At 72.5% G+C, this 23,412-nt stretch carries 21 protein-coding genes and 1 pseudogene; 7 read left to right on the forward strand and 15 right to left on the reverse strand.

Annotation, left to right across the window (positions count from 1 at the left end; translation table 11 throughout):
- Window positions 1-7: 7 nt before the first annotated feature.
- Genes ACZ7LT_RS29765 through ACZ7LT_RS29775 form a run of 3 tightly spaced genes read right to left on the reverse strand, consistent with a single transcriptional unit; the run spans window position 8 to window position 3,882 of the window.
- Complete coding sequence (locus ACZ7LT_RS29765) at window positions 8-1,105, reverse strand: calcium:cation antiporter (protein ID WP_471239215.1); 1,098 nt, start codon at window positions 1,103-1,105, stop codon at window positions 8-10.
- Between the two features lie 54 nt (window positions 1,106-1,159).
- Entirely contained in the window at window positions 1,160-2,725 is a 1,566-nt protein-coding gene (locus tag ACZ7LT_RS29770) for an acyl-CoA synthetase (RefSeq protein ID WP_471239266.1), read from the reverse strand.
- A gap of 47 nt (window positions 2,726-2,772) precedes the next feature.
- Window positions 2,773-3,882: an NAD(P)H-dependent flavin oxidoreductase gene (locus tag ACZ7LT_RS29775; protein ID WP_471239216.1), complete on the reverse strand. Its 1,110-nt coding sequence runs from the start codon at window positions 3,880-3,882 to the stop codon at window positions 2,773-2,775.
- A gap of 205 nt (window positions 3,883-4,087) precedes the next feature.
- Between ACZ7LT_RS29775 and ACZ7LT_RS29780 the strand changes: the two genes are divergently transcribed.
- Window positions 4,088-5,896, forward strand: coding sequence for a serine hydrolase domain-containing protein (locus tag ACZ7LT_RS29780; RefSeq protein WP_471239217.1), 1,809 nt, complete (start codon window positions 4,088-4,090; stop codon window positions 5,894-5,896).
- 15 nt (window positions 5,897-5,911) lie between these two features.
- Here ACZ7LT_RS29780 and ACZ7LT_RS29785 read toward each other — a convergent pair whose 3' ends face one another.
- From ACZ7LT_RS29785 to ACZ7LT_RS29820, 8 genes are all read right to left on the reverse strand, one after another.
- Window positions 5,912-6,820, reverse strand: coding sequence for a LysR family transcriptional regulator (locus ACZ7LT_RS29785; RefSeq protein ID WP_471239218.1), 909 nt, complete (start codon window positions 6,818-6,820; stop codon window positions 5,912-5,914).
- 4 nt (window positions 6,821-6,824) lie between these two features.
- Window positions 6,825-8,024: a glycine C-acetyltransferase gene (locus tag ACZ7LT_RS29790; RefSeq protein WP_471239219.1), complete on the reverse strand. Its 1,200-nt coding sequence runs from the start codon at window positions 8,022-8,024 to the stop codon at window positions 6,825-6,827.
- Between the two features lie 23 nt (window positions 8,025-8,047).
- Entirely contained in the window at window positions 8,048-9,076 is a 1,029-nt protein-coding gene (tdh, locus tag ACZ7LT_RS29795) for an L-threonine 3-dehydrogenase (RefSeq protein ID WP_471239220.1), read from the reverse strand.
- Window positions 9,077-9,243: 167 nt separating this feature from the next.
- Window positions 9,244-10,794: a phytoene desaturase family protein gene (locus ACZ7LT_RS29800; RefSeq protein WP_471239221.1), complete on the reverse strand. Its 1,551-nt coding sequence runs from the start codon at window positions 10,792-10,794 to the stop codon at window positions 9,244-9,246.
- 116 nt (window positions 10,795-10,910) lie between these two features.
- Window positions 10,911-13,217 (reverse strand): serine/threonine-protein kinase, encoded by a 2,307-nt coding sequence (locus ACZ7LT_RS29805; RefSeq protein ID WP_471239222.1) that lies wholly within the window; start codon window positions 13,215-13,217, stop codon window positions 10,911-10,913.
- A complete protein-coding gene (locus ACZ7LT_RS29810) occupies window positions 13,199-14,104 on the reverse strand; it encodes an oxygenase MpaB family protein (RefSeq protein WP_471239223.1) in 906 nt (301 codons plus the stop codon). Before ACZ7LT_RS29810 ends, ACZ7LT_RS29805 begins: the two co-directional genes overlap by 19 nt.
- A 60-nt stretch (window positions 14,105-14,164) precedes the next feature.
- A complete protein-coding gene (locus ACZ7LT_RS29815; protein WP_471239224.1) occupies window positions 14,165-16,207 on the reverse strand; it encodes a GTP-binding protein in 2,043 nt (680 codons plus the stop codon).
- A 142-nt stretch (window positions 16,208-16,349) separates the two neighbouring features.
- A complete protein-coding gene (locus tag ACZ7LT_RS29820; protein ID WP_471239225.1) occupies window positions 16,350-17,270 on the reverse strand; it encodes a helix-turn-helix domain-containing protein in 921 nt (306 codons plus the stop codon).
- A gap of 105 nt (window positions 17,271-17,375) precedes the next feature.
- On the opposite strand from ACZ7LT_RS29820, the gene ACZ7LT_RS29825 reads away from it, so the two are divergent.
- Window positions 17,376-18,407, forward strand: a complete 1,032-nt coding sequence (locus ACZ7LT_RS29825; protein WP_471239226.1) for a saccharopine dehydrogenase family protein — start codon at window positions 17,376-17,378, stop codon at window positions 18,405-18,407.
- 198 nt (window positions 18,408-18,605) lie between these two features.
- Here the strand turns inward: ACZ7LT_RS29825 and trxA are convergent, their stop codons facing one another.
- The 4 genes and pseudogenes from trxA to ACZ7LT_RS29845 form a co-directional block, all read right to left on the reverse strand.
- Window positions 18,606-18,932: a thioredoxin gene (gene trxA / locus ACZ7LT_RS29830; RefSeq protein WP_471239227.1), complete on the reverse strand. Its 327-nt coding sequence runs from the start codon at window positions 18,930-18,932 to the stop codon at window positions 18,606-18,608.
- Window positions 18,933-18,962: 30 nt separating this feature from the next.
- Window positions 18,963-19,097: pseudogene (locus ACZ7LT_RS29835) on the reverse strand (thioredoxin-disulfide reductase); the annotation flags it as partial.
- Window positions 19,098-19,129: 32 nt separating this feature from the next.
- Window positions 19,130-19,549: an arsenate reductase ArsC gene (locus tag ACZ7LT_RS29840; protein ID WP_471239228.1), complete on the reverse strand. Its 420-nt coding sequence runs from the start codon at window positions 19,547-19,549 to the stop codon at window positions 19,130-19,132.
- Between the two features lie 47 nt (window positions 19,550-19,596).
- Window positions 19,597-19,863, reverse strand: coding sequence for a hypothetical protein (locus tag ACZ7LT_RS29845; RefSeq protein WP_471239229.1), 267 nt, complete (start codon window positions 19,861-19,863; stop codon window positions 19,597-19,599).
- Between the two features lie 76 nt (window positions 19,864-19,939).
- Between ACZ7LT_RS29845 and ACZ7LT_RS29850 the strand changes: the two genes are divergently transcribed.
- The 5 genes from ACZ7LT_RS29850 to ACZ7LT_RS29870 all read left to right on the forward strand — a co-directional run bounded on the left by ACZ7LT_RS29850 (window position 19,940) and on the right by ACZ7LT_RS29870 (window position 23,353).
- Window positions 19,940-20,254, forward strand: coding sequence for an ArsR/SmtB family transcription factor (locus ACZ7LT_RS29850; RefSeq protein WP_471239230.1), 315 nt, complete (start codon window positions 19,940-19,942; stop codon window positions 20,252-20,254).
- 93 nt (window positions 20,255-20,347) lie between these two features.
- Window positions 20,348-21,130: an aquaporin gene (locus ACZ7LT_RS29855; RefSeq protein WP_471239231.1), complete on the forward strand. Its 783-nt coding sequence runs from the start codon at window positions 20,348-20,350 to the stop codon at window positions 21,128-21,130.
- Window positions 21,127-22,185, forward strand: coding sequence for an ArsO family NAD(P)H-dependent flavin-containing monooxygenase (locus ACZ7LT_RS29860; protein ID WP_471239232.1), 1,059 nt, complete (start codon window positions 21,127-21,129; stop codon window positions 22,183-22,185). Before ACZ7LT_RS29855 ends, ACZ7LT_RS29860 begins: the two co-directional genes overlap by 4 nt.
- Before the next feature lie 34 nt (window positions 22,186-22,219).
- Window positions 22,220-23,005, forward strand: coding sequence for a MerR family transcriptional regulator (locus ACZ7LT_RS29865; RefSeq protein ID WP_471239233.1), 786 nt, complete (start codon window positions 22,220-22,222; stop codon window positions 23,003-23,005).
- A 105-nt stretch (window positions 23,006-23,110) separates the two neighbouring features.
- On the forward strand, window positions 23,111-23,353 hold the full coding sequence (locus ACZ7LT_RS29870; RefSeq protein ID WP_471239234.1) for a hypothetical protein: 243 nt from the start codon (window positions 23,111-23,113) through the stop codon (window positions 23,351-23,353).
- The last annotated feature ends 59 nt before the right edge of the window (window positions 23,354-23,412 follow it).

The raw sequence follows: 23,412 nt of genomic DNA on the forward strand, positions 1-23,412 counted from the left end.
CGGGTCCTCAGGGGCTGAAGGAGAGGAAGACGAAGGCGGCAAAGATCGCGAGGTGGACGCCGCCCTGGAGGAGGGTGGCCCGGCCGGGGACGACGGTCAGGGCGCTCACCACCGCCGTGAGGACGAGGAGCACCATGTGGACGGGGCCGAGGCCCAGGACCAGGGGGCCGGAGAGCCAGATGGTGGCGAGTGCGATCGCCGGGATCGTCAGTCCGATGCTGGCGATCGCCGAGCCGTAGGCGAGGTTGAGGCTGGTCTGCATCCGGTCGCGGCGTGCGGCGCGGACCGCCGCGAGGGTCTCGGGCAGCAGCACCATCAGGGCGATGACGACACCGACGACGGCGTTGGGCAGGCCCGCCGACTCGACCTCGTCCTCGATGGTCGGCGAGACCAGTTTGGCGTTGCCGACGACCGCGACGAGGGCCAGGAGGAGGAGCCCGACGCTCCACCAGGTCTGGGGGACGGTCGGCGGCGGGGCGTGCTCGTCCTCGGAGTCGTGTCCTTCGCGGGGCACGGGCAGGAAGTAGTCACGGTGCCGCACGGTCTGTACGGCGACGAAGACCCCGTACAGGCAGAGGGAGGCGACGGCGGCGAAGGCGAGTTGGTCGGTGGAGAACTCGGGGCCGGGCCGGCTGGTGGTGAACGTCGGCAGGACCAGCGTCATGGTGGCGAGCGTGCAGACGGTGGCGAGGGCGCCGCCCGAGCCTTCGGCGTGGAAGACGGCGACGCGGTTGCGCAGCGCGGCGACGAGGACGGACAGGCCGACGATGCCGTTGCAGGTGATCATCACGGCGGCGAAGACGGTGTCCCGGGCGTAGGTGGAGACCTTGTCCCCGCCGCCCGCCATCAGGGTGACGATGAGTCCGACCTCGATGACGGTGACGGCGACGGCGAGGACGAGGGAGCCGAAGGGTTCCCCGACGCGGTGGGCGACGACCTCGGCGTGGTGCACGGCGGACAGGACCGCGCCCAGCAGACACAGTCCCACGACGGCGGCGGCGAGTCCGGGCAGATCGCGGCCCCAGGCGAGCGCGAGCGCGACCGCCGCGACCACCGGGACCCAGGTGGTCCACTGCCGTGCCAGTCCTGCCACGCTCGAACTCATGATCACGATAGTGCCATATGTCGGGCATCTGGCCACCGTCGGGCCGGTGCGGCGCTACAGCGGGCGGGTGTGGCCCTCCCAGTAGGGATCGCGCAGCCGTCGCTTGTACAGCTTGCCGTTGGGGTCGCGGGGCATGGTGTCGATGAACTCGACGGACCTGGGGCGTTTGTAGCCGGCGAGCTGTCCGGCGACGTGGTCGAGGATCTCGGCGGCGAGCCTCTGGCTCGGGATGTGCCCGTCGGCGGGTTCGACGACGGCCTTGACCTCCTCGCCCCAGTCGGTGTGCGGGACGCCGAAGGCGGCGGCGTCCGCGACGGCGGGGTGGCTGAGGAGCGCGGCCTCGATCTCGGCCGGGTAGATGTTGACCCCGCCCGAGATGATCATGTCGATCTTGCGGTCGCGGAGGAAGAGATAGCCGTCCTCGTCGAGGACACCGAGGTCGCCGACGGTGAAGTAGTCGCCGATGCGGTTCTTCGCGGTCTTGGTCGCGTCCTTGTGGTACGAGAATCCGCCGGTGGACATCTTCATGTAGACGGTGCCGAGCTCACCGGGCGGCAGTTGGTGGCCGTCGTCGTCGAAGACGGCGAGTTCACTGATGGGCCAGGCCTTGCCGACGGTGCCGGGCTTCTTCAGCCAGTCCTCGGCGGTGGCGAAGGCACCGCCGCCCTCACTGGCCGCGTAGTACTCCTCGACGCACCGGCCCCACCAGTCGATCATGGCGCGTTTGACGTGGTCGGGGCAGGGCGCGGCGCCGTGGATGGCGTGGCGCAGGGAGGAGACGTCGTAGCGGTCCTTGACGGTCTGCGGCAGGGCGAGCAGCCGGTGGAACTGCGTGGGGACCATGTGGGTGTGGGTGCACACGTGGGCGTCGATGAGCCGCAGCATCTCCTCGGGCGTCCATTTGTCCATGAGGACGAGCGGATGGCCGATGTGCAGGGCGGCGGCCGCGAATTGGAGCACGGCGGTGTGGTAGAGCGGCGAGCAGACCAGGTGGACGTTGTCGTCGAACGGCCTGATGCCGAAGATACCGAGGAATCCGCCGAGATGGGTCTCCTCCGGCAGTCTGCCGGGCAGGGGGCGGCGGATGCCGCGCGGCCTGCCGGTGGTGCCCGAGGTGTAGTTCATCACCCAGCCGAGGGTCCGGTCGGCGGGCGGTGTGGGGGGCTGTCCGTCGAGCAGTGCGGCGTACGGCCGGAAGCCTTCGACGGCGCCCACGGCGAAGCGGTGGGTGGCGGGCAGGCCGGCCTCGACGGCGGCGGCCGTGGCGGCCTGGGCGAAGCGTTCGTGGGCGATGAGGACCTTGGCGCCGGAGTCGGAGACGATCCAGGCGATCTCGGGTCCGACGAGGTGGTGGTTGACGGGGACGAGGTAGAAACCGGCCTGGGTGGCGGCGAGGTGGGCGGTGAAGAACTCAGCGCCGTTGGGCAGGACGACGGCGAAGGCGTCGCCGCGGCGCAGGCCGGCGGCGCGCAGACCGTGCACAAGCTGGTTGGCGGCGGCGTGCAGACGGCCGGCGGTCCACTCCACGCCGTCGGGCGCCGTCAGCACCGTACGGCCGGGGTCGGCGGCCGCCTGGGCCCAGAAGCCGCTGGGAGCGGGACGCGCACCCTGCTCACCCATGTTCCGCTCGCGCTCGCTCGTCTCCCGCTCGCTCATGTCGCCCTCGCTCATGTCCCGCTCCTTCCGGCGATGCGCTGGATGCGGTCGACGGCCCGTTCGAAGCCGCGGGTGAGGTCGTCGAAGACCTCGCGCACGCTGCGTTCGGCGTTCATCCGGCCGACGATCTGCCCGACCGGGGTGCCGAGCAGCGGCTCCACCTCGTACTTCTGGATCCGGGAGACGGCCTCGGCGACCAGCAGCCCCTGGAGCGGCATGGGGAGCGGTCCCGGCCCGGCCGGGTCGTCCCACGCGTCGGTCCATTCGGTGCGCAGCTGGCGGGCGGGCTTGCCGGTCAGGGCACGGGAGCGGACGGTGTCGCCGGAGCCCGCGGCGAGGAGCTTGGCGGTCAGGGCGCGGGAGTGGAGCTCGGCCTCGGTGGTGGTGAGCCAGAGGGAGCCGAGCCAGACGCCCTGGGCGCCGAGGGCGAGTCCGGCGGCGATCTGCTCGCCGCTGCCGATGCCGCCGGCGGCGAGGACGGGCAGCGGGCCGACGGCGTCGACGACTTCGGGGGTGAGGACCATGGAGGCGATCTCGCCGGTGTGGCCGCCCGCCTCGTAGCCCTGGGCGACGACGATGTCGATGCCGGCGTCGGCGTGGTGGCGGGCGTGGCGGGCGCTGCCCGCGAGGGCGGCGACGAGGACTCCCTGGTCGTGGGCGCGGCGTACGACGTCCGGGGGCGGGGAGCCGAGGGCGTTGGCGAGGAGTTTGATGGGGTAGTCGAAGGCGACGTCGAGCTGGCTGCGGGCGACCTGCTCCATCCAGCCGGTGATGCGCCAGCCGGAGGCCTCGCCTTCGGCGAGTTCGGGGACGCCGTGCTTGGCGAGGGTGGTGCGGACGAACTCCCGGTGCCCTTCGGGGATCATCGCCTCGACGTCGGACTCGGTCACCCCCTCGACCTTCTTGGCGGGCATGACGACGTCGAGTCCGTAGGGCAGCCCGTCGGTGTGCTCCTGCATCCAGTCGAGGTCGCGGGCGAGGTCCTCGGGGGCGGCGTAGCGCACCGCGCCGAGGACGCCGAAGCCGCCGGCGCGGGTGATCGCGGCGGCCACCGCGGGAAAGGGCGTGAAGCCGAAGATGGCGTGCTCGATGCCCAGTCTCTTGCTCAGCTCCGTCTCCATGGGGCGCAGGATGCCGCAGCGGCCGGGACGAGGGAAGAGATTTTCTGATGCGGTGTCAGATTCTTTGGGGCATGCTCGCGGTCCGGCGCCGCGGCTCCCTGGCCCCTGTGGCGTCCTTGACGGCAGGTCACCTCGGTATGAAAGTTTCCTCTGTTGCGGACGTGACCGAAGGAATCTTTCAGCTGGGCTGGGACCGGGAGGCACGATGGCAGAGGGCTCCACGCCGGGAACGACGGGCGAGGCCATCAGCAGGCGACGACTGGGCGGCGGGGTCCTGGCCCTGGGAGGTTCCTTGGTGATCGGTCCGATGCCACCGGCGGCGGCCTGGGCCGCGGACGACCGCGGCGACGCGGCCGGGGGTACGCCTGTGCTGCGGCGCGGCTCGGCCGAACGCGCCGGACTGCTGCCGGAGCATCTGGATCGGCTGGTCGCCGACGCCGAGCGGTATCTCGGCCCCTCCCCCAAGCACCCGTGGTACGCGGGCGCGGTCCTGCTCGCGGGCCGGGGCTCCACGGTGGCACTGCACCGGCCGATCGGGCAGGCGCTACGGTACGCGGCCTACGACGAGACGACCGACACCGGCGTCGAGCTGCCGGTGGAGCGGCAGATCCCGATGGCCGAGGACACGGTCTTCGACCTGGCGTCGGTATCGAAGCTGTTCACCGCGATCCTGGCCGTGCAGCAGATCGAGCGGGGCGCGCTGGAGCTGGAGGGCAAGGTCACCGCGTACCTGCCGGAGTTCGGGGGCGGCGGCAAGCAGGAGGTGACGGTACGCCAGCTGCTCACCCACACCTCGGGCCTGCGGGCCTGGCTGCCGCTCTACAAGGAGCCCACGCGGGAGGGGAAGCTGCGGCTGCTGTGGAACGAGATGCCGGTGAGCCCGCCCGGCTCCCGGTATCTCTACTCCGACCTCAATCTGATCACTCTTCAGCTGATCCTGGAGGAGATCACCGGTCACCCTCTGGATGCACTGCTCCGCGACGAGATCACCGCTCCGCTCAGGATGCGCCGCACGCGTTTCAATCCCCCGCCCTCCTGGCGGCCCAAGATCGCCGCCACCGAGGATGCCCGGCTGCCGTGGTCGGGCCTGGAGCGGGGGCTGGTGTGGGGCGAGGTCCACGACGAGAACGCGTACAGCCTGGGCGGGGTCGCGGGCCATGCCGGCGTCTTCTCCTGCGCCTGGGACCTGGCGGTCCTCGCCCGTACGCTCCTGAACGGCGGTGCGTACGGCCAGGCCCGCATCCTGCGCCGCGACTCGGTCGCGCTGCTGTTCACCGACTTCAACACCGCGTTCCCCGGCGACGAGCACGGGCTCGGTTTCGAGCTCTACCAGCACTGGTACATGGGCGCGATGGCCACTCCGAGCAGCGCCGGGCACACCGGCTTCACCGGCACCAGTCTGGTGCTCGACCCGAGCACCGACACCTTCCTGATCCTGCTCGGCAACTCCGTCCATCCCGTACGCGGCTGGCGCTCCGGCTCGGCGCCCCGGGTGGCCGCCGCCACCCATCTCGCCCGCGCGGTGCCGGTGCGCCCCCGGCGGGGACGTACCGCCTGGTTCTCCGGAATGGCAGGCAGCACCACCGCCACGCTCACCCTGCCCGAGCTGACCCCCGGCGCAGGCCCGCTGCGGCTCGACTGTTCCCTGTGGTGGGACACCGAGCCCGGCTCGGACGCCGTCCACCTGGAGGCATCGAGCGACGCGGGCGCCACATGGCAGCCGGTGCCGTTCACCACCGTCCGGCCGGGCGAGGAGCCTCAAGCCCACCCGAAGGGATCGGCGACCGGCTGGTCGGGCCGCCGCCCGCACGACCTGGCGGCCGATCTGACGGCCTGGCGCACGGCGCCGTTCCGGCTGCGCTGGCGGTACACCACCGACCAGCTGTACGTGGGACGCGGGGTGTACGTCGACGAGCTGCGGGTCCGCAGCGGGCGCCGCACCCTCTTCGACGAGACCCGGCCGTCCGACGCGGCCCGGATCGAGGCCCAGGGCTGGACCCCCTCGGCGGACTGAGGCCGGTCCGCCTCGTCAGACGCTGGGGGCCGCCGCCGTCTCCAGCGCCTTCAGGACGGGCCGGATCAGGGGGTGCTCCTCCGCGCCGCGGCGGACCGCCGCGAAGACGCGGCGGGTGGGGGCCACTCCGTCGACGGGACGGATCACCACATCGGTGAGGTCCATGCCGCGCAGCGCCGAGCGCGGCACGAGGGCGACGCCCGCGGCGGCGGAGGCCAGCGAGACCACGGCCCGGAAGTCGTCGGACGAATGCTCGAGACGGGGTTCGAACCCGGCGTACTCGCAGGCCAGGACGACCACGTCATGGCAGGGGTTGCCGGGGTAGGGGCCGATCCACGGGTCCTTGGCGAGGGCCCCGAGCGCGATCTGCTCGTCGCCGGCGAGGGGGTGGCCGACCGGCAGAACCGCGTCGAACGGCTCGGCGTACAGCGCCAGCCTGGTCAGCCGCGCGTCGTCCTCGCCGGGCGCGCCGCGGTACTCGACGGCGACCGCCACGTCGACCTGCCGGTCCAGGACCATGAGGAGGCTCGCGTCGCCCTCGGCGTCCCGTACCCGGACCCGGATGCCGGGCGAGGAGCGGGCGAGCTCGGTGATGGCGGGCGCCACGACCAGGCCGATGCCGGTGGCGAAGGCCGCCACGGTGACCGTGCCGGCCTCACCGGAGCCGTAGGCCGCGAGCTCGGACTCGGCCCGCTCCAGCTGGGCCAGGACCGCGTTGGCGTGGCTGAGCAGGATCTCCCCGGCCGGGGTCAGCCGGGCGCCGCGGGCGCTGCGGTCGACGAGCCGGTGCCCGGTCTCCTGCTCCAGGGCGGCCAGCTGCTGGCTGACCGCGGAGGGGGTGAGATAGAGCGCGGCGGCAGCCGCGGTGACCGTACGGTGGTCGGCCACCGCTCGGAGGATGTGCAGCCGCCGCGCTTCGATCATGCCCCTAGTCTCGCAGGGCGGCCCTGGCATCGACGAACGCGTCCACCGCGCGGTTGACGTCATCGGGCGAGTGCGCCGCGGACAGCTGGACGCGGATCCGGGCCTGGCCCTGCGGGACGACCGGGTACGAGAAGCCGATCACGTACACGCCGCGCTCCAGGAGCAGGTCGGCCATGCGGGCCGCCTCCGCCGCGTCGCCGATCATCACCGGCGCGATGGCGTGGTCGCCGGGGAGAATGTCGAAGCCCTCCTCGGTCATCCGGGTGCGGAAGAGCTTGGTGTTCTCGTTCAGCCGCTCGCGCAGGTCACCGGCCGACTCCAGCAGGTCGAGGACCTTCAGCGAGGCGGCGGCGATGACCGGGGCGAGGGTGTTGGAGAAGAGGTACGGGCGGGAACGCTGGCGCAGCAGGGCGACGATCTCGGCGCGGGCGGCGACATAGCCGCCGGAGGCGCCGCCGAGGGCCTTGCCGAGGGTGCCGGTGATGATGTCGACGCGGTCCATCACGCCGTGCAGCTCGGGGGTGCCCCGGCCGCCGGGGCCGACGAAGCCGACGGCGTGCGAGTCGTCGACCATGACCATCGCGCCGTAGCGCTCGGCCAGGTCGCAGATCTCGCCGAGCGGGGCGACGTAGCCGTCCATGGAGAACACGCCGTCGGTGACGACCAGGGTGCGGCGGGCGCCGCCCTCGGTGGCCTCCTTGAGCTGCTGCTCCAGGTCGGCCATGTCGCGGTTGGCGTAGCGGAAGCGGCGGGCCTTGGACAGGCGGATCCCGTCGATGATCGAGGCGTGGTTGAGGGCGTCGGAGATGACGGCGTCCTCGGCGCCGAGGAGGGTCTCGAAGACGCCGCCGTTGGCGTCGAAGCAGGAGGAGTAGAGGATCGTGTCCTCCTGCCCGAGGAAGGCGGAGAGCCGCTGCTCCAGCTCCTTGTGCACCTCCTGGGTGCCGCAGATGAAGCGGACGGAGGCCATGCCGTAGCCCCACCGGTCGAGCGCGCTGTGGGCGGCGCCGATCACGGCGGGGTGGTCGGCGAGGCCGAGGTAGTTGTTGGCGCAGAAGTTGAGCACGTCACCGGGGCGGCCGCCGGCGGTGACGGCGACGGTGGCGGACTGGGGCGTTCCGATGACGCGCTCGGGCTTGTGCAGCCCGGCGGCGCGGATCTCGTCGAGGGTGGTGCGCAGCTCGTCGCGTACGGAGTCGAACATCAGTGATTCTCCAGAGGGAAAGCTCAGGCGGTCCAGTCGAGGATGATCTTGCCGCCCTGGCCGCTCGCGGCGTCGTCGAAGGCGGTTTCGTACTCCTGGTAGGAGTAGCGGCCGGTGATCACGGGGCTGAGGTCGAGGCCCGCTTCCAGCAGGACGGACATGGCGTACCAGGTCTCGAACATCTCGCGGCCGTAGATGCCCTTGATCGTGATCATGGAGGTGACGATCCGGGACCAGTCGACCGGGAACTCCTGCGCGGGCAGGCCCAGCATGGCGATCCGGCCGCCGTTGGTCATGTTGGCGATCATGTCGCGCATGGCCTCGGGGCGGCCGGACATCTCCAGGCCGATGTCGAAGCCCTCACGCATCCCCATCTGGCGCTGGCCGTCCGCGATGGTGGTCTCGGCGACGTTGAGGGCAAGGCTGACGCCGACCTTGCGGGCGATCGCGAGGCGGGCCTCGCTGACGTCGGTGATGACGACGTTGCGGGCGCCGGCGTGCTTGGCGACGGCCGCGGCCATGATGCCGATCGGTCCGGCGCCGGTGATGAGGACGTCCTCACCGACCAGCGGGAACGACAGCGCGGTGTGCACGGCGTTGCCGAACGGGTCGAAGACGGCGGCGATGTCCAGGTCGACGGGGACGCGGTGCACCCACACGTTGGACGCGGGCAGGGCCACGTACTCGGCGAAGGCGCCGTCGCGGCCGACGCCGAGGCCGACGGTGGCGCGGCACAGGTGGCGCCGGCCGGCGAGGCAGTTGCGGCACTTTCCGCAGACCAGGTGGCCTTCACCGCTCACCAGGTCGCCGCTCTTGACGTCGGCCACGTCACGGCCGACCTCGACGACCTCGCCGACGAACTCATGGCCGACGGTCAGCGGGGTGGCGATGGTCTTCTGTGCCCAGCCGTCCCAGGAGCGGATGTGCAGATCCGTGCCGCAGATGCCGGTGCGGAGCACCTTGATCAGTACGTCTCCGGGGCCGATCGCCGGCTCCGGCACGTCCGTGAGCCAGAGTCCGGGCTCAGCCTTCAGCTTGACCAGCGCCTTCAATGCAACGGCTCCTGACGTACGAATCCTGCGAGGGGAAGGGGGAGGGCCGGTTTCCCGGCCAAGATCCCTGGCAGAAATCTTCCTTACGTCGGCGGTGCGGTCCATCGAGGTTTTCTTAACCGCGGCCACAGCTGGGCTTCACGCCGCAGGCGGGAGCCTGCCGCCGGTCAACGTCCGAGCACCGCCATCGCCGCATTGTGGCCGGGGATCCCGCTGACCCCGCCGCCCCGGACGGCGCCCGCCCCGCAGAGCAGGACGTTGGCGTGCGCGGTCTCCACCCCCCAGCGGCCGGTCGAGTCGTCGGCGTAGGGGAAGGAGAGGTCGCGGTGGAAGATGTGGCCGCCGGGCAGCCGCAGTTCGCGTTCGAGGTCGAGGGGGGTCTTCGCCTCGATGCAGGGGCGGCCGTCGGCGTCCACGGCCAGGCAGTCGGCGAGCGGCTCGGCGAGGTGGGTGTCGAGCTCGGCGAGGGTGGCCTTGAGGAGGGCGGCGCGGGCCGCGTCGTTGTCGTCGGTGAACAGCCGTGCGGGGGTGTGGAGTCCGAAGAGGGTGAGGGTCTGGTAGCCCTGGGCGGCGAGTTCGGGGCTGAGGATCGAGCGGTCGGTGAGCGAGTGGCAGTAGATCTCGCTGGGCGGGGTGCTCGGCAGCCGGCCGGCGGCCGCTTCCCGGTGGGCGGTGCCCAACTGCCCGTATCCCTCGGCGATGTGGAAGGTGCCGGAAAACGCCTCGCGGGGGTCGACGGCGGTGTCGCGGAGCCTGGGGAGCCGGGTCAGCAGCATGTTGACCTTGAGCTGGGCGCCCTCGGCGGGCTGTGGCTCGCTCTCGCCGAGCAGACCGGCGAGGGCCTGGGGTGAGGCGTTGACCAGGACGTGGCGGGCGGCGACGGTTCCGTTGCTGCCGGCCGAGCGGTAGGTGATCTCGGCGGAGCGGCCGTCGGTCTCGATCCGGGTGACGTCGTGTTCGGTGGCGATCTCGGCGCCGGCCCGGCGGGCCGCGTCCGCGAGGGCGTCGGTGAGGGCGCCCATGCCGCCGACGGGGACGTCCCAGTCGCCCGTACCGCCGCCGATGACGTGGTAGAGGAAGCAGCGGTTCTGGAGCAGGGAGGGGTCGTGGGCGTCGGCGAAGGTGCCGATCAGGGCGTCGGTGAGGACGACGCCGCGGACCAGGTCGTCGGTGAAGTGCTCCTCGATCGCGACGCCGATGGGTTCCTCGAAGAGCATCCGCCAGGTCGTCTCGTCGTCGACGCGGGCGCGCAGCTCCTCGCGGGTGGGGAGCGGGTCGGTGAGGGTGGGGAAGATGCGCTCGGCGGCGCGGCGGGTGCGCTCGTAGAAGTGCAGCCAGCTCTCGTAGGCGTCGTCGGAGCCGGTGAGCGCGGCGAAGGACGCCCGGGTGCGGTCGGCGCCGCCGCCGACGAGGAGGCCGGTGGCGCGGCCGTCGCGCTCGACCGGGGTGTAGGAGGAGATCGTGCGCTTGCGGACGGCGAACACGAGGTCGAGGTCGTTGACGATCTTCGCGGGGAGCAGGGACACCAGGTACGAGTAGCGGGAGAGGCGGGCGTCGATCCCGGCGAAGGGGCGGGTGGAGATCGCCGCGCCGCCGGTGGTGTCGAGCCGTTCGAGGAGGAGGACGGAGCGGCCTGCGCGGGCGAGGTAGGCGGCGGCGACGAGTCCGTTGTGGCCGCCGCCGACGATGACGGCGTCGTACGAGCGCTGTGCTGGCATGGCTCTTGGTAGCACGTGTGCGGCGGCGCCGGAACCCTGCCGGGTGAACGGCCGCCCAGGGGCCGTCCGCGCAGGCGCAGGCCCGGCCCGGACGGCGTGGGCCGGGCCCGGCCGGATCAGGCGCGGGTGCCGGTGCGCATGCGGAGGGTCGCGACCCGGCGGTAGAGCTCGACGGCCTCGGCGTGGTGGCCGAGCTGTTCCAGGCAGTGCGCCTCGTCGTTGCGGCTGGCGAGGGTGTCGGGGTGGTCGGCGCCCAGGACCCGTTCGCGGGCGCCCGCGACCTCGCGGTAGACGGCGAGGGCTTCGCTCCAGCGGCCGAGCCAGCCCAGGGAGACGGCGACCTCCCGGCGGCTGACCAGGGTGTCGGGGTGGTCCGGGCCGAGGACCCGTTCCCGGAGCGCGCACACCTCGCGGGCCTCGGCGAGCGCCTCCTCCCAGCGGGCGAGCCGGCCGAGGTTGACGCCGAGACCGTGGCGGGCGCGCAGGGTCTCGGGGTCGGCGGGGCCGTGCACGCGCGTACGGGTGGTGACGAGGTCCTGGTAGAGCTCCAGGGCTTCGGCGCTGCGGCCGAGGCGGCCGAGGCTGATGCCGATCTCGTAGCGGGCGGCGAGGGTGTCGGGGTGGTCGGCGCCGAGGACGCCCGCGCGGGCGGCGGCGACCTCGCGGTAGGCGGCGAGCGCGGCCGGCCAGCGGCCCAACTGGCCCAGGGTGTAGGCGACTTCGTAGCGGGTGACCAGGGTGTCGGGATGGTCGGGGCCGAGCAGCCGGGCGCGGGCCTCGGCCACGTCGTGCGCCATCCGGTACGACTCCTCCAGACGGCCGAGCCGGCTCAGGTTGAAGGCGAGGTTGTGGCGGCAGCGCAGGGTGTCGGGGTGGTCGGGGCCCGTGGTGCGCTCCCGGGAGGCCAGCACCGCCGCGTAGACCTGGTGGGCCTCGACATGGCGGCCGAGCTGGCCCAGGACGTACGCCATCTCCTGGCGGGCGGCGAGGGTGTCGGGGTGGTCGGGTCCAAGGGCGCGGGCGCGGCCCTCGGCGACTGCGTCGAATTCGCGCAGGGCGTCGGTGGCGCGGCCGGTGCGGCCGAGGGTGAAACCGAGCTCGTAGCGGCTGGCGAGGGTGTCGGGGTGGTCCGGGCCGAGCAGCTCGGCCCGTTCGGCGGCGACGGCGCGGTGCACCTCGCCGGCCTCGGCCCAGCGGCCGAGCCGGCCGAGGCTGAGTCCGGCGTCGTGGCGGCTGCGCAGGACGGCGACCTGTTCCGGCGAAGGCGTCGGCCGCCCGTGGCCTCCGGATCCGGCGGGTCCGGCGGGGGGCTGTTGCGCGGGGCGGGAGAGGCCCGCGGCGGGCCCGACGGGGACGCAGAGATCGGTGGGGACACCGGGCACGATGGGGCCGATCGGGGCGGGAGAGGTCCACTCCCCCGTCAGTCCGGCCGACGGGTCGTGCGGTGTCGTACGGAGCACGGCGGCGCCGGCCGCCTTGTGACCCGTGGTCATGCCCCGGGTCCAGGACGGCAGCCGCGCCGGGCGGGTGGGTGGAGGGCCGGACCGTACGGGCCGGGTGAGAGCGACCGGGCCGGTACGGGCGGACACGATCCGGCGCCGCAGGTCGGCCGCGTCGTCCGGGCGGCCCTCGGGTGTCTTGGCGAGCAGGTCGAGGACGATCCGCTCGAAGGCGGGGGGCAGTTCGGAGCGGTGGGTGCGCAGCGGCGCGGGCGGGGTGTCGCGGTGGCCGACGAGGACGGCCCAGGCGTCGTCGAGGTCGAACGGCGGGGCGCCGGTGGCGATCTCGTAGAGCACACAGCCCAGCGAGTACAGATCGCTGCGGTGGTCGACGTGGCCGCCGCTGATCTGCTCGGGGCTCATGTAGTGCGGGGTGCCCATGGCGATACCGGTGCCGGTGAGGCGGGAGGTGAAGCCGATGTCGGCGCCGAGGCGGGCGATCCCGAAGTCGCAGATCTTCACGGCGCCGTCGGCGAGGCGCATGATGTTGGCCGGTTTGAGGTCGCGGTGCACGATCCCCTGGCGGTGGGTGTAGGCGAGGGCGTCGGCGACCTGTTCGGCGATGTCGACGACGTCGTCGACGGGCAGCGGATGCTGCCGGTTCTCCTCCAGGAGCTGGCTGAGGTTGCGTCCGTCGAGCAGCTCCATCACGAGGAAGAGGACACCGTCGTCCTCCCCGAAGTCATGCACGACGGTGACTCCGCGGTGCTGGAGGGAGGCCGCGACGCGCGCCTCGCGGCGGAAGCGCTCGCGCAGGACCCGGATGAAGTGCTTGTCCTGCTGCGGTCCCAGCGGTTTGAGGCATTTGACCGCGACGCGGCGGCCGAGGGATTCGTCGGTGGCGCTCCACACCTCGCCCATGCCCCCGCGCCCGATCTGTTCGAGCAGCCGGTACCGGCCCTGGATCAGCCTGCTGTCCCCCATCGCGTGCTGTCGCCCCCGTCGATTCGCTGCGCCCTCCCCGGCCCGTCCAGTATGGCCGCCTGTCTGCGGAGTTTGTACGGTGCGGGACGGGTGTCGGGGCCGAGTCGTGCCATGGCCGTCAGGATGTGTTTGGGCGGCAGTTGCCAGCGGAGACGTGCGGGAACGCAGCGCAGCGCGTTGCCTGCCGCGGTGAGGCGGAAGTCGACGGCCTGTGGGGACGGGGCGGGACGCCCGTAGAGCTGATGGGCGTAAGGGGGCAGGGAGTCGTAGGCGAGTGCGGCCACGCGCCGCCAGATCAGTTCGCGCGCCGGGACGAGCAAGGCATGGACGGGGGGCCGGCGCAGAAAGGCGTCGACGGTCCGGGCGTCCTCGCCGGCGGCGAGTTCGGGCCGGATCCGTTCGAAGTAGGCGGCGAGTGTGGCGGTCGTCGCGGGGACGTGCGCGGGGTCGAGGCCGACGAGCCGGGCGCTTTCGCGGTGTTCGTCGACGTAGCGGTCGGCCTGGGCGTCGGTGAGCGGGATGCCGGAGCGGCGCACGACGGTGAGGTAGGAGTCGACCTCGGCGCAGTGCACCCACAGCAGCAGCTCGGGGTCGTCGACGCCGAGCAGCCGGTGGATCCTGCGGACCCGGGCTCCGGCGGCCTCGGCGGCCCGGGTGGTGCCGTAGCTGAGTGTGCCGACGAAGTTCGCGGTGCGCAGCAACCTGCCCCAGGGGTCCCGGGCGAAATCGCTGTTGATCATGACGCCGCGGACGGCCCGGGGGTGCAGGGCCTGGAGGTAGAGGGCGCGCACCCCGGCGATCCACATGACGGGATCGCCGTGGAGCTGCCAGGTGACGGACGTCGGGCCGAAGAGTCCGGGGTCGGTGTCTCTCGCGCCGGGAGCCATGCCTTCATTGGGCCCCCGGCGGCTCGGCGCCGTCAACCTGGCGGGCAGTGCGCGTCGGTGTCACACCCGGCGCAGGACGTGCAGGAGGTACTCCTTCCGGTTCAGCGGGTTGTGGTCCGTACGGGGCCGGCGCGGCGTCTCGCCGGTGACCGGCCGGTAGTGGGCGAAGGCGCTTTCCAGGACTCCTTCTCCCTGGGTGAGCGAGGGCAGCCGCTGCTGGAGTTCGTGGACGCGGGCCGCCGGGATGTCTCCTTCCAGGACCAGGTTCCGGCCGCGCTGCGCGGTCGCGCCGGGCAGGGCCCGTAGCCGCGCCAGCACGGGCAGGACCGCGTCGAGGGTGTCCTCGGGGAGTTCCAGCCGGAAGCGGTGGACCGGCTCGTGGACCCGCGTTCCCGCGTCGCGCAGGGCGCTCATCAGCACGAGGGGGGTCAGATGGCGGAAGTCCCCCGCAGTGCTCGACATGGTCTTGTCGAAGGTGGCGTGCGCGTGGCTCTGGCGGGCCAGATAGCCCGAGTGCGTCAGGGTGACCGCGCAGTCGGGGATCCGCCAGCCGTACACGCCCTGCTGGAGCGTGACGTCGACGGTCTCCTGGATCGCCTTGAGGAACGCGGGTGGCAGCGAGCCGAGTTCGATGCCCACCTGGAACCGTACGCCGCTGCCGGGCGGGGCGGGTTCGACGCGCAGCCCGACGGTGGCGAGGAACGGATTGCCGTCCTGTTTGATCGCCTCGTACGCCGTGCCCGTGCCGACCGGCCGCTCGACGCAGAGCGTCGTGGTCCCCCGGAAGGTGACGCCGATGCCGTACTCGTCGGCGAGGGTCGCCTGGATGACTTCCTTCTGCACCTCGCCGTAGAGCGAGAGGTGGGTCTCCTGCCGTGTGTCGTCGTGGCGCAGGCCGATCAGCGGGTCCTGCTCGGCGAGTTGGGTGAGTGCGGTGTGCAGGGCACCCCGCTGGCCGGCGCGGTCGGGCACGATCACGGTCTCCAGGGTCGGCGGCGCGAAGTGCCCTTGTGCGCCGGCGCGTTGGGGCGCGGTGCCGGGGAGGGTGAGCGTGTCCGAAACGCGGATGCCGTCCAGGCCCCGGACCCGGCCGATCTGCCCGGCGGACACCGAGGCCCGCTCGGGCGCGCCGCCCCGGTCGAAGACCTGGATGCCGGTGATCCTGCCCTCGGCGGCCGGACCTTCCGGCCGTTCCGGTCCGCCGGCGCCGAACTCCACGGCGTCCCGGGTCCGTACGGTCCCGGAGAGCATCCGTACGTACGCGATCTTCTCCCCGGCGGCTCCGCGTTCGATCTTGAAGACGGTGCCGTGGGCGGGGCCGTCGCCGTCGCCCGGGGACGGGGGCAGCAGTTCCTGGATTCCGGCCGTCAGCGCGTCCACGCCGGCACCGGTGATCGCGGAGCCGAAGAAGACGGGATGCGTCCGGACGTGTGCCGTCTGGCGGGCGAGCTCCGCGCGCAGCGCGGCGTGGGTGATGCGGTCGGGGTCGTCCAGACAGGCCGCGAGGAAGGTGTCGTCGTGCGCGCTCAGCCGGTCGAGCAGCGCGGCGGTGAACGACGTGTCGCCCTCTTCGTACGGGACGACGCGCGCCGCGCTCGTACCGAGGCCGGCGGTGGCCCCCATCGGGACGACGGCGTCGGTGAGCTTGTCACGGATGCCCTGGAGAGTGGCCTCCCGGTCGGCGCCCCGGCGGTCGATCTTGTTGACGAAGATCAGCGTCGGAATGCGCAGCCGGCGCAGGGTCCGCAGCAGCACACGGGTCTGGGCCTGCACGCCCTCGACGGCGGAGACGACGAGCACCGCGCCGTCGAGCACGCCAAGGACGCGCTCCACCTCGGCGATGAAGTCGGGGTGGCCGGGGGTGTCGATCAGATTGACCGTCACCGAGTCGAGCGGGAAGGAGACGACGGCGGATTTGATGGTGATGCCGCGCTGTCGTTCCAGGGCCAGGGAATCGGTGCGGGTGGTGCCGGCGTCGACGCTGCCGATGCCGTCGATGACTCCGGCGGCGTACAGCAGCCGTTCGGTCAGGCTGGTCTTTCCCGCGTCAATGTGCGCGAGGATGCCCAGGTTCAGGGTGTGCGGTACGAGCGTTGAGCTCATCAAGCCTCAGGTCCTCTTCGTGGATGGTGGTTCCTTCCTCGGGGAGGGGCTTGGCGGGGATGCGCATGAGGCTGCTCCTTGGCTCGGTCGTCGTCGCCCTCGTAGGGCGTGGCGCGACGTTAGCGCGGGCCGGGACCGGCGGTCACCGCATTTTCCGGAAGGTGCGGCGGTAGGTGTCCGGGGGCACGCCGATGGTGCGGTTGAAGTGCCGGCGCAGCGTCGTGGCGGTGCCCATGCCGGTGGCCGCCGCGATGGCGTCGACGCTGTCGCCGGTGGTCTCAAGCAGCTCCTGGGCGCGCCGGATCCGCTGGGTCAGCAGCCATTGCAGCGGGGTGGTGCCGGTCGCCGACCGGAAGTGGCGGCCCAGGTTGCGCGAGCTCATGTTGGCCCGGCGGGCCATGTCCTCCACGGTCAGCGAACGGTCGAGCCGTTCGATCGCCCAAGGGAGCAGCTCGGCGAGCGGGTGGTCGTCCTGGGCGGGCACCGGGGCGGTGACGAACTGGGCCTGCCCGCCGGCCCGGTGCGGGGGTACGACCAGGCGGCGGGCGACCGTGTTGGCGACCGCCGAGCCGTGGTCGAGGCGGACCAGATGGAGGCACAGGTCCATCGCGGCGGCCTTGCCGGCGGAGGTGAGGACGCTGCCGTTGTCCACGTAGAGCACGTCCGGATCGACCTCCACCAGGGGGTGGCGGGCGGCCAGGGCGTCGGTGTGCGCCCAGTGGGTGGTCGCGCGCCGGCCGTCCAGCAGACCGGCGGCGGCCAGCACGAACGCGCCGGTGCACAGGGAGGCCACCCGCGCTCCGGCCTCGTGGGCGGCGCGCACCGCGTCGACCAGGTCGGTGGGCGGGTCCACGTCGACGTCGGCCCAGCCGGGGACGATGACCGTGTCGGCGTACGGGAGTTGGTCGAGCCCCCGGTCGGGCTCCAGCCGGAACCGGCCGACGCGCACCGGGTCGGGCCCGCACATGGTGAGGCGGTACAGCGGGTCGCTGAACACCTCGTATGCCACGGAGAGTTCTAAGTGCAGCATTCCGTCGGTGACGGCCAGTGCGACAGTGCCCATGTCCGAAAGTGTACGGGCCACGTCGTTCCGGACACTCACGTCGGGTCGGCCACCACCGCCAGGATGTTCAGCGTTGAACGTTCGAGTACGGGCACGGGAGAAGACATGGAATCGGGTCAGGCGGTGGCGGTGTTCGGTGCCTACGGGCACACCGGGCGCTTCGTGGTGGCGGAGTTGCTGAGCCGGGGGTTCGTCCCGCTGCTCTCCGGACGCGACGCCGACAAGCTGGGGGCGCTGGCGGCGGCCCACCCGGGGCTTGAGGCACGGCCGGCCACGGTCGACGACCCGGCCTCGCTCGACCGGGCGCTGGCCGGCGCGGCCGCCGTGATCAACTGCGCCGGGCCGTTCGCCACGACGGCGGCGCCGGTGATCGAGGCGGCGCTGCGCGCCGGGATCCCGTACGTGGACGTGGCGGCCGAGATCGAGGCCAACGCCGACACGTTCGCGCACTTCGCCGACCGCGCCCGCGCCGCGGGCACCCTCGTGGTCCCCGCGATGGCCTTCTTCGGCGGCCTCGGCGATCTGCTGGTCTCGGCGGCGATGGGCGACTGGACGGCGGCCGACGAGGCGCACATCGCCTACGGCTTGGACAGTTGGCACCCCACGGCCGGGACCCGCGTCGCCGGCGCGGTTTCCGGGCGCCGCAGGGAGGGCCGCCGCGTCCGCCACCGCGAGGGGCGGCTGGAGTACCACGACGACGCCCTGCCGACCCTGAAGTGGCCCTTCCCCGAGCCGATGGGAGCCCGGGAGGTGATCGGCGAGTTCACCATGGCCGACGTCGTCACCGTCCCCAGCCACCTCGCCGTCCCGGAGGTGCGCACGTACATGACGGTCGAGGCGGCCGGAGACCTCGCGGCCCCGGACACCCCGGCACCGACCGCGGTCGACGACCACGGACGGTCCGCGCAGACCTTCCTCGTGGACGCCGTCGTCCGCGCGGGCGGCGAGGAGCGGCGCGCGGTGGCGAGCGGCCGGGACATCTACGCCGTCAGCGCACCGCTGGCGGTGGAGGCGGTCCATCGCATCCTCACGGACCGGACCCGCACGACCGGTGTCGCCTCCGCCGGCGCGGCCTTCGACGCGCCGGACTTCCTGCGATCGCTGTCCGCGCACATGTCGTTCAAACTGCGGCGGTGACGACAGGGGGCTCTCGGCGCCGGGTGGTGGAGGCCGGGCGTCTACGGCTCATCCCATCGGCCGCTCGGGCGGCGCGAGACGATCTCGTAGCTTCGCCACCCCCGGCGGGTCGGTGCCGGCGGCGCAAGGCGTACGGCCTGGACATGACCACCAACTCCTGCGGTCGGACCCGGCGCAGGGGGCATCGAGGGAGTCGCGTCAGCCTGCCAGGAAGGCGCCGAGCTCACGCTGGAGGACGGCCTTGGGCTTGGCGCCCACGATGGTCTTGGCGACCCTGCCGCCGACGAACACGTTCATCGTCGGGATGGACATGACGCCGTACGCGGCGGCCGTCTCCGGATTCTCGTCGATGTTCAGCTTGACGATTTCGATCTTCTCGCCGTGTTCGGCGGCGATGGCCTCCAGCGACGGGGTCAGCTGACGGCAGGGGCCGCACCATGCCGCCCAGAAGTCGACGAGTACCGGCTTGTCGCTCTGGAGGACGTCCTCGATGAAGGATGCGTCGGTCACGCTCTTGAGGGCCACGATGCGGCCTCCTCTCGTGTGTGGTGGTGGTTACCGCGCGTCGGCGAGGGCGGCGAGGTAGCGCTCCGCGTCGAGCGCTGCCCGGCAGCCCGTGCCGGCGGCAGGGATGGCCTGGCGGTAGGTGTGGTCGACGACGTCACCTGCGGCGGAGACACCGGGGAGGAGATCTTGTCGTCGGGGCGCTTCGGTCACGGCGGTCACGCCTTCGGCTTGGCGTCGATCTCCGCGATCAGGCCCTCGATGAGGCCCTTGATCTCGTCGCGGATGGGGCGTACGGCCTCGACGCCCTGGCCGGCCGGGTCCTCCAACTGCCAGTCGAGGTAGGTCTTGCCGGGGAAGTACGGGCAGGCGTCGCCGCAGCCCATGGTGATGATGTAGTCGGACGCCTGCGCGGCCTCGGGAGTGAGGACCTTCGGCTTCTGGTCGGAGATGTCGATGCCCAGCTCCGCCATGGCGGCGACGGCGGAGGGGTTGATCTGCTCACCGGGCATGGAGCCGGCGGAGCGCACCTCGACGCGGTCACCGGCGAGGTGGCGCAGGAACCCGGCCGCCATCTGGGAGCGGCCCGCGTTGTGGATGCAGACGAACAGGACGGAGGCGGCAGAAGCGGAGGACATCTGTTCTTCCTTGGGGTGAGGCGACTGCAGTGGGTGTGCGTGGGGCGTCAGGGGGCGAGCTGGGAGAGTAGCTCGCTGATGTGGGCGTCGATGGCGTCGCGAATGTCGCGCACGACGGCAATCGGTGCGCCGTCCGGGTCGGCGACGTCGGCCAGGTCCACGCCCGCCTCGGCGAGGGCCTGCATGATGTGCGGTTCCACCTCGTCGCCGAGCACGGTTTCGGGCGCGAAGCGACCGGCGTACTGGGAGGCGAGACGGGCGGCCCCGGCCGCCAGGCGTTCGTCCGGCAGGAGGGGCGAGGAGGGCGTGGGCATGGCGATCCCGTTCAAAGGAGCCAGTAAGGTCAGCTCAGGCTGGTGTCAGCCCCAGCTGATGTGACAGTATCAGCCCATGATGACGTCAGTCGACACTGATCTGATGCGGGTGCTGGCCGACCCGCTCAGGCTCCACATCGTGACCCTGCTCGCGCGCGAGACGCTCTGCACCACCCACCTCGTGGAGGAGACGGGCGCCAAGCAGACCAACCTCTCCAACCACCTGAAGGTGCTGCGCGAGGCCGGGGTCGTGGACACGGAGCCCTGTGGACGGTTCACCTACTACCGCCTGCGCCCGGACGTCGTCGAATCGCTCGCCGGTCAGTTCGCCGACCTCGCCCGGACCGCGCGCGCCACCGCCGAGGCGAACCTCAAGCGGTCCTGCCCCTAGCCCGCGCGGCCTGTACGCCCTGCCCGCGCGGCCTGTACGCCCTGCCCGCGCGGCCTGTACGCCCTGCCTCACCCCGCCCGAGGAGACCCCGCCTTGACCGCCACCGAGCCCGCCGCGACCGACGCCATAGCCGCCGACGCGGCGCCGCGGCCCGCGCCCGGCGCCACCCCGCCCCGTACCCCGCTGATCGCCCGCGCCGCCGCCGAGCTCGTCGGCACCGCCGCCCTGGTGGCGATCGTGGTCGGCTCCGGCATCCAGGCCACGCGGCTCACCGACGACGTGGCCCTTCAGCTGCTGGCCAACTCCACCGCCACCGTCTTCGGCCTCGGCGTCCTGATCGCCCTCCTCGGCCCGGTGTCCGGCGCCCACTTCAACCCGGCCGTCACCCTGGCCGAGTGGTGGACCGCCCGGCGAGGAGGCGGCGGCGTCGACCCCCGCGAGCTGGCCGTGTACGTGCCCTCGCAGGTCGCCGGCGCGATCGCGGGCGCGATCCTGGCGGACGCGATGTTCGGCGAGCCCCTCGTGAGGTGGTCCACCCACGACCGTTCCGCCGGGAACCTCCTCCTCGGCGAAGTCGTCGCCACCGCCGGCCTGATCCTGCTGATCTTCGGCCTGGAGCGCACCGACCGCCTCCGCTTCGCCCCGGTCGCCGTCGCCTCGTACATCGGCGCCGCGTACTGGTTCACCTCGTCGACCTCGTTCGCCAACCCGGCCGTCACGATCGGCCGCGCCTTCACCGACACCTTCGCGGGCATCGCCCCGGCCTCGGTCGCCGGATTCATCGGCATGCAGCTGATCGGCATGGTGGTGGGCCTGGCCCTGGTCGCGATCATCTTCATGCGCGGCACGACGGACAGCGGACAGCCCGCCGCATGACACGACGCACGGATGTGGTCGTGATCGGCGGCGGCCAGTCCGGGCTCGCCGCCGGATACCACCTGCGCCGCCTGGGCATCGAGTTCGCCATCCTCGACGCCCAGGAGGCGTCCGGCGGGGCCTGGCAGCACACCTGGGGCTCGCTGCGCCTCTTCTCACCGGCCGCCTACTCCTCCCTGCCCGGCCGCCTCATGCCGCCCCAGCCCGGGGAGGTCTACCCCGACGCGCAGCACGTGGTCTCGTACCTCGCCGACTACGAGAAGTGGTACGAGCTACCGGTCGAACGCGGTGTGTGGGTGGAGGCGGTCCACCGCGACGGCGCATTCCTGCGCGTCGAGACCGACTGCGGCGACTGGCAGGCCCGCGCGGTCATCAGCGCGACCGGCACGTGGACACGCCCGTTCCTTCCCGCCGTCCCCGGACGACGCGAGTTCCAAGGCCGCCAGCTCCACACCGTCCAGTACCGCAGCCCCGGAGACTTCGCCGGACAGCGCGTGATCGTGGTCGGCGGAGGCAATTCCGGCGCCCAGATCGCGGCCGACCTCGCGGACGCGGCAGACCTGACCTGGGTCACCCAGCGCCCGCCCCGCTACCTCGCCGACGACATCGACGGCCGCGCCCTCTTCGACCACGCGACCGCGCGCCGCCGCGCCCTCGACGAAGGCCGCACCGACACCGGCGGCGTCGCCTCCCTCGGCGACATCGTCGCCGTACCCCCGGTCCGCGAAGCCCGCGACGCCGGACTCCTGACCACGAAGCCGATGTTCACCCACCTCACGGAGGACGGCGTCGCCTGGGCCGATGGCACGAGCACGCCGACCGACGCGATCATCTGGTGCACCGGTTTCCGCCCCGCCCTCGCACACTTCGCCTCCCTCCGCCTGCGGGGGATCCGCGGCCACATCGCCACGGTCGGCACCCGCTCGGTGGACGAGCCGCGCCTGCACCTGCTGGGTTACGGCGACTGGACCGGCCCGGCGTCGGCCACCCTCATCGGCGTCGGACGTCCCGCCCGGGACGCGGCGCGTGAGATTGCGGAGCTGCTGCGGACTTGACCTTCAAGTCGACTTGAAGGTTTACGTTCGGTGTATGAGCACCCTGCGGATATCCCAGCTGGCCGAACGCTCCGGCGTTCGCCCGTCCACGCTGCGGTTCTACGAGACGGCAGGACTGCTGCCCGCCGAGCGCACCGCGTCCGGCTACCGCGTCTACGACGAGGAGTCGGCGGAGCGCCTGGCCTTCATCTCCTCCGCCAAGCTGATGGGTCTGGCACTGGAGGAGATCCGCGACCTCCTCGACGTGCGCGACGAGGGGGTGTGCGCGAAGGTGCGGGCCCGGATGGTGCCGCTGGTCGCCGACCGGATCGCGGACGCCGACCGGCGCTCGGGCGAGCTGGCGGCGTTCTCCGCCCACCTGGCCGCAGTCCACGAAAAGCTGGCCGGTCCGGCCCCGGCGGGCGCCTGCGGTCCGGACTGCGGCTGCACCGGCGAGAGCCGGGCGCCGGGCCCCGTACTCGTGGAGCCGTCACCCACCCGCCCGCCGGTCCCGGATTCCGCCGATGCCCCGGAGCCGTGGCGGGAGGCGCCTGTGGCCTGCACCCTGGGCGGCGACGAGGTCGGGGAGCGCACCGCACAGTGGCAGGCCCTGGTCAGCCGGGCCACCGGGCGCGAGGAGATTCGGGACGGGGTACGCCTGACCTTCCCCAGCAGCCCGGAGCTGGCCGCCGAGCTCGCTGCGCTGGCGACGGCCGAGCAGGGCTGCTGCGCCTTCTTCGACTTCACCCTGCACCTGACCCCCGCCTCGCTGGCACTGACTGTGCGCGCCCCGGAGGCCGCCGGATCCTTGCTGACTGACCTTTTCGGAGCCGCCTCGTGACCGCCCAGTCCTCCTCCGGCAAGCCCGTCCTGGGCGTCGGCCGCTCACGGTGGCCGCCTGCGCGGTGCGCTGCGCGGGACCGCTGCTCGCCGTGCTGGGCCGGGCTTGCCGTACGTCCCCGTCGTACGGGATCGGGTCACTGCCGCGCTCGCCGGCCAGCTCGTCGAGGTGGAGCTCGTCCAGGTTCGCGAGGAGACCGAGGCCGCTCATGCGGGCAGGACTGCCGCTGACGTGCTCGTAGAACTGGACCCCGGGGACTTCCCGACCCTCGACGAAGCGGGGCGGATCCGGGCGGCGTATCCGTTCTCGGCGGTCGAGACACGACACCTTGTCCACGGGCCTGCGTAGTTGATCAGATCGAACCACTTCGACTTCCACCACCGCCAGCTCACGCTCGACAAGGGCGG

The organism is Streptomyces sp. NPDC039465 (assembly GCF_055639315.1).

Bases quoted from the DNA above. Each gene is read 5' to 3' on its own strand.
- ACZ7LT_RS29765 (WP_471239215.1), bottom strand. From the start codon at position 1,105: ATGAGTTCGAGCGTGGCAGGACTGGCACGGCAGTGGACCACCTGGGTC.
- ACZ7LT_RS29770 (WP_471239266.1), bottom strand. From the start codon at position 2,725: ATGGGTGAGCAGGGTGCGCGTCCCGCTCCCAGCGGCTTCTGGGCCCAG.
- ACZ7LT_RS29775 (WP_471239216.1), bottom strand. From the start codon at position 3,882: ATGGAGACGGAGCTGAGCAAGAGACTGGGCATCGAGCACGCCATCTTC.
- ACZ7LT_RS29780 (WP_471239217.1), top strand. From the start codon at position 4,088: ATGGCAGAGGGCTCCACGCCGGGAACGACGGGCGAGGCCATCAGCAGG.
- ACZ7LT_RS29785 (WP_471239218.1), bottom strand. From the start codon at position 6,820: ATGATCGAAGCGCGGCGGCTGCACATCCTCCGAGCGGTGGCCGACCAC.
- ACZ7LT_RS29790 (WP_471239219.1), bottom strand. From the start codon at position 8,024: ATGTTCGACTCCGTACGCGACGAGCTGCGCACCACCCTCGACGAGATC.
- ACZ7LT_RS29800 (WP_471239221.1), bottom strand. From the start codon at position 10,794: ATGCCAGCACAGCGCTCGTACGACGCCGTCATCGTCGGCGGCGGCCAC.
- ACZ7LT_RS29805 (WP_471239222.1), bottom strand. From the start codon at position 13,217: ATGGGGGACAGCAGGCTGATCCAGGGCCGGTACCGGCTGCTCGAACAG.
- ACZ7LT_RS29810 (WP_471239223.1), bottom strand. From the start codon at position 14,104: ATGGCTCCCGGCGCGAGAGACACCGACCCCGGACTCTTCGGCCCGACG.
- ACZ7LT_RS29815 (WP_471239224.1), bottom strand. From the start codon at position 16,207: ATGAGCTCAACGCTCGTACCGCACACCCTGAACCTGGGCATCCTCGCG.
- ACZ7LT_RS29820 (WP_471239225.1), bottom strand. From the start codon at position 17,270: ATGGGCACTGTCGCACTGGCCGTCACCGACGGAATGCTGCACTTAGAA.
- ACZ7LT_RS29825 (WP_471239226.1), top strand. From the start codon at position 17,376: ATGGAATCGGGTCAGGCGGTGGCGGTGTTCGGTGCCTACGGGCACACC.
- ACZ7LT_RS29840 (WP_471239228.1), bottom strand. From the start codon at position 19,549: ATGTCCTCCGCTTCTGCCGCCTCCGTCCTGTTCGTCTGCATCCACAAC.
- ACZ7LT_RS29845 (WP_471239229.1), bottom strand. From the start codon at position 19,863: ATGCCCACGCCCTCCTCGCCCCTCCTGCCGGACGAACGCCTGGCGGCC.
- ACZ7LT_RS29850 (WP_471239230.1), top strand. From the start codon at position 19,940: ATGATGACGTCAGTCGACACTGATCTGATGCGGGTGCTGGCCGACCCG.
- ACZ7LT_RS29860 (WP_471239232.1), top strand. From the start codon at position 21,127: ATGACACGACGCACGGATGTGGTCGTGATCGGCGGCGGCCAGTCCGGG.
- ACZ7LT_RS29865 (WP_471239233.1), top strand. From the start codon at position 22,220: ATGAGCACCCTGCGGATATCCCAGCTGGCCGAACGCTCCGGCGTTCGC.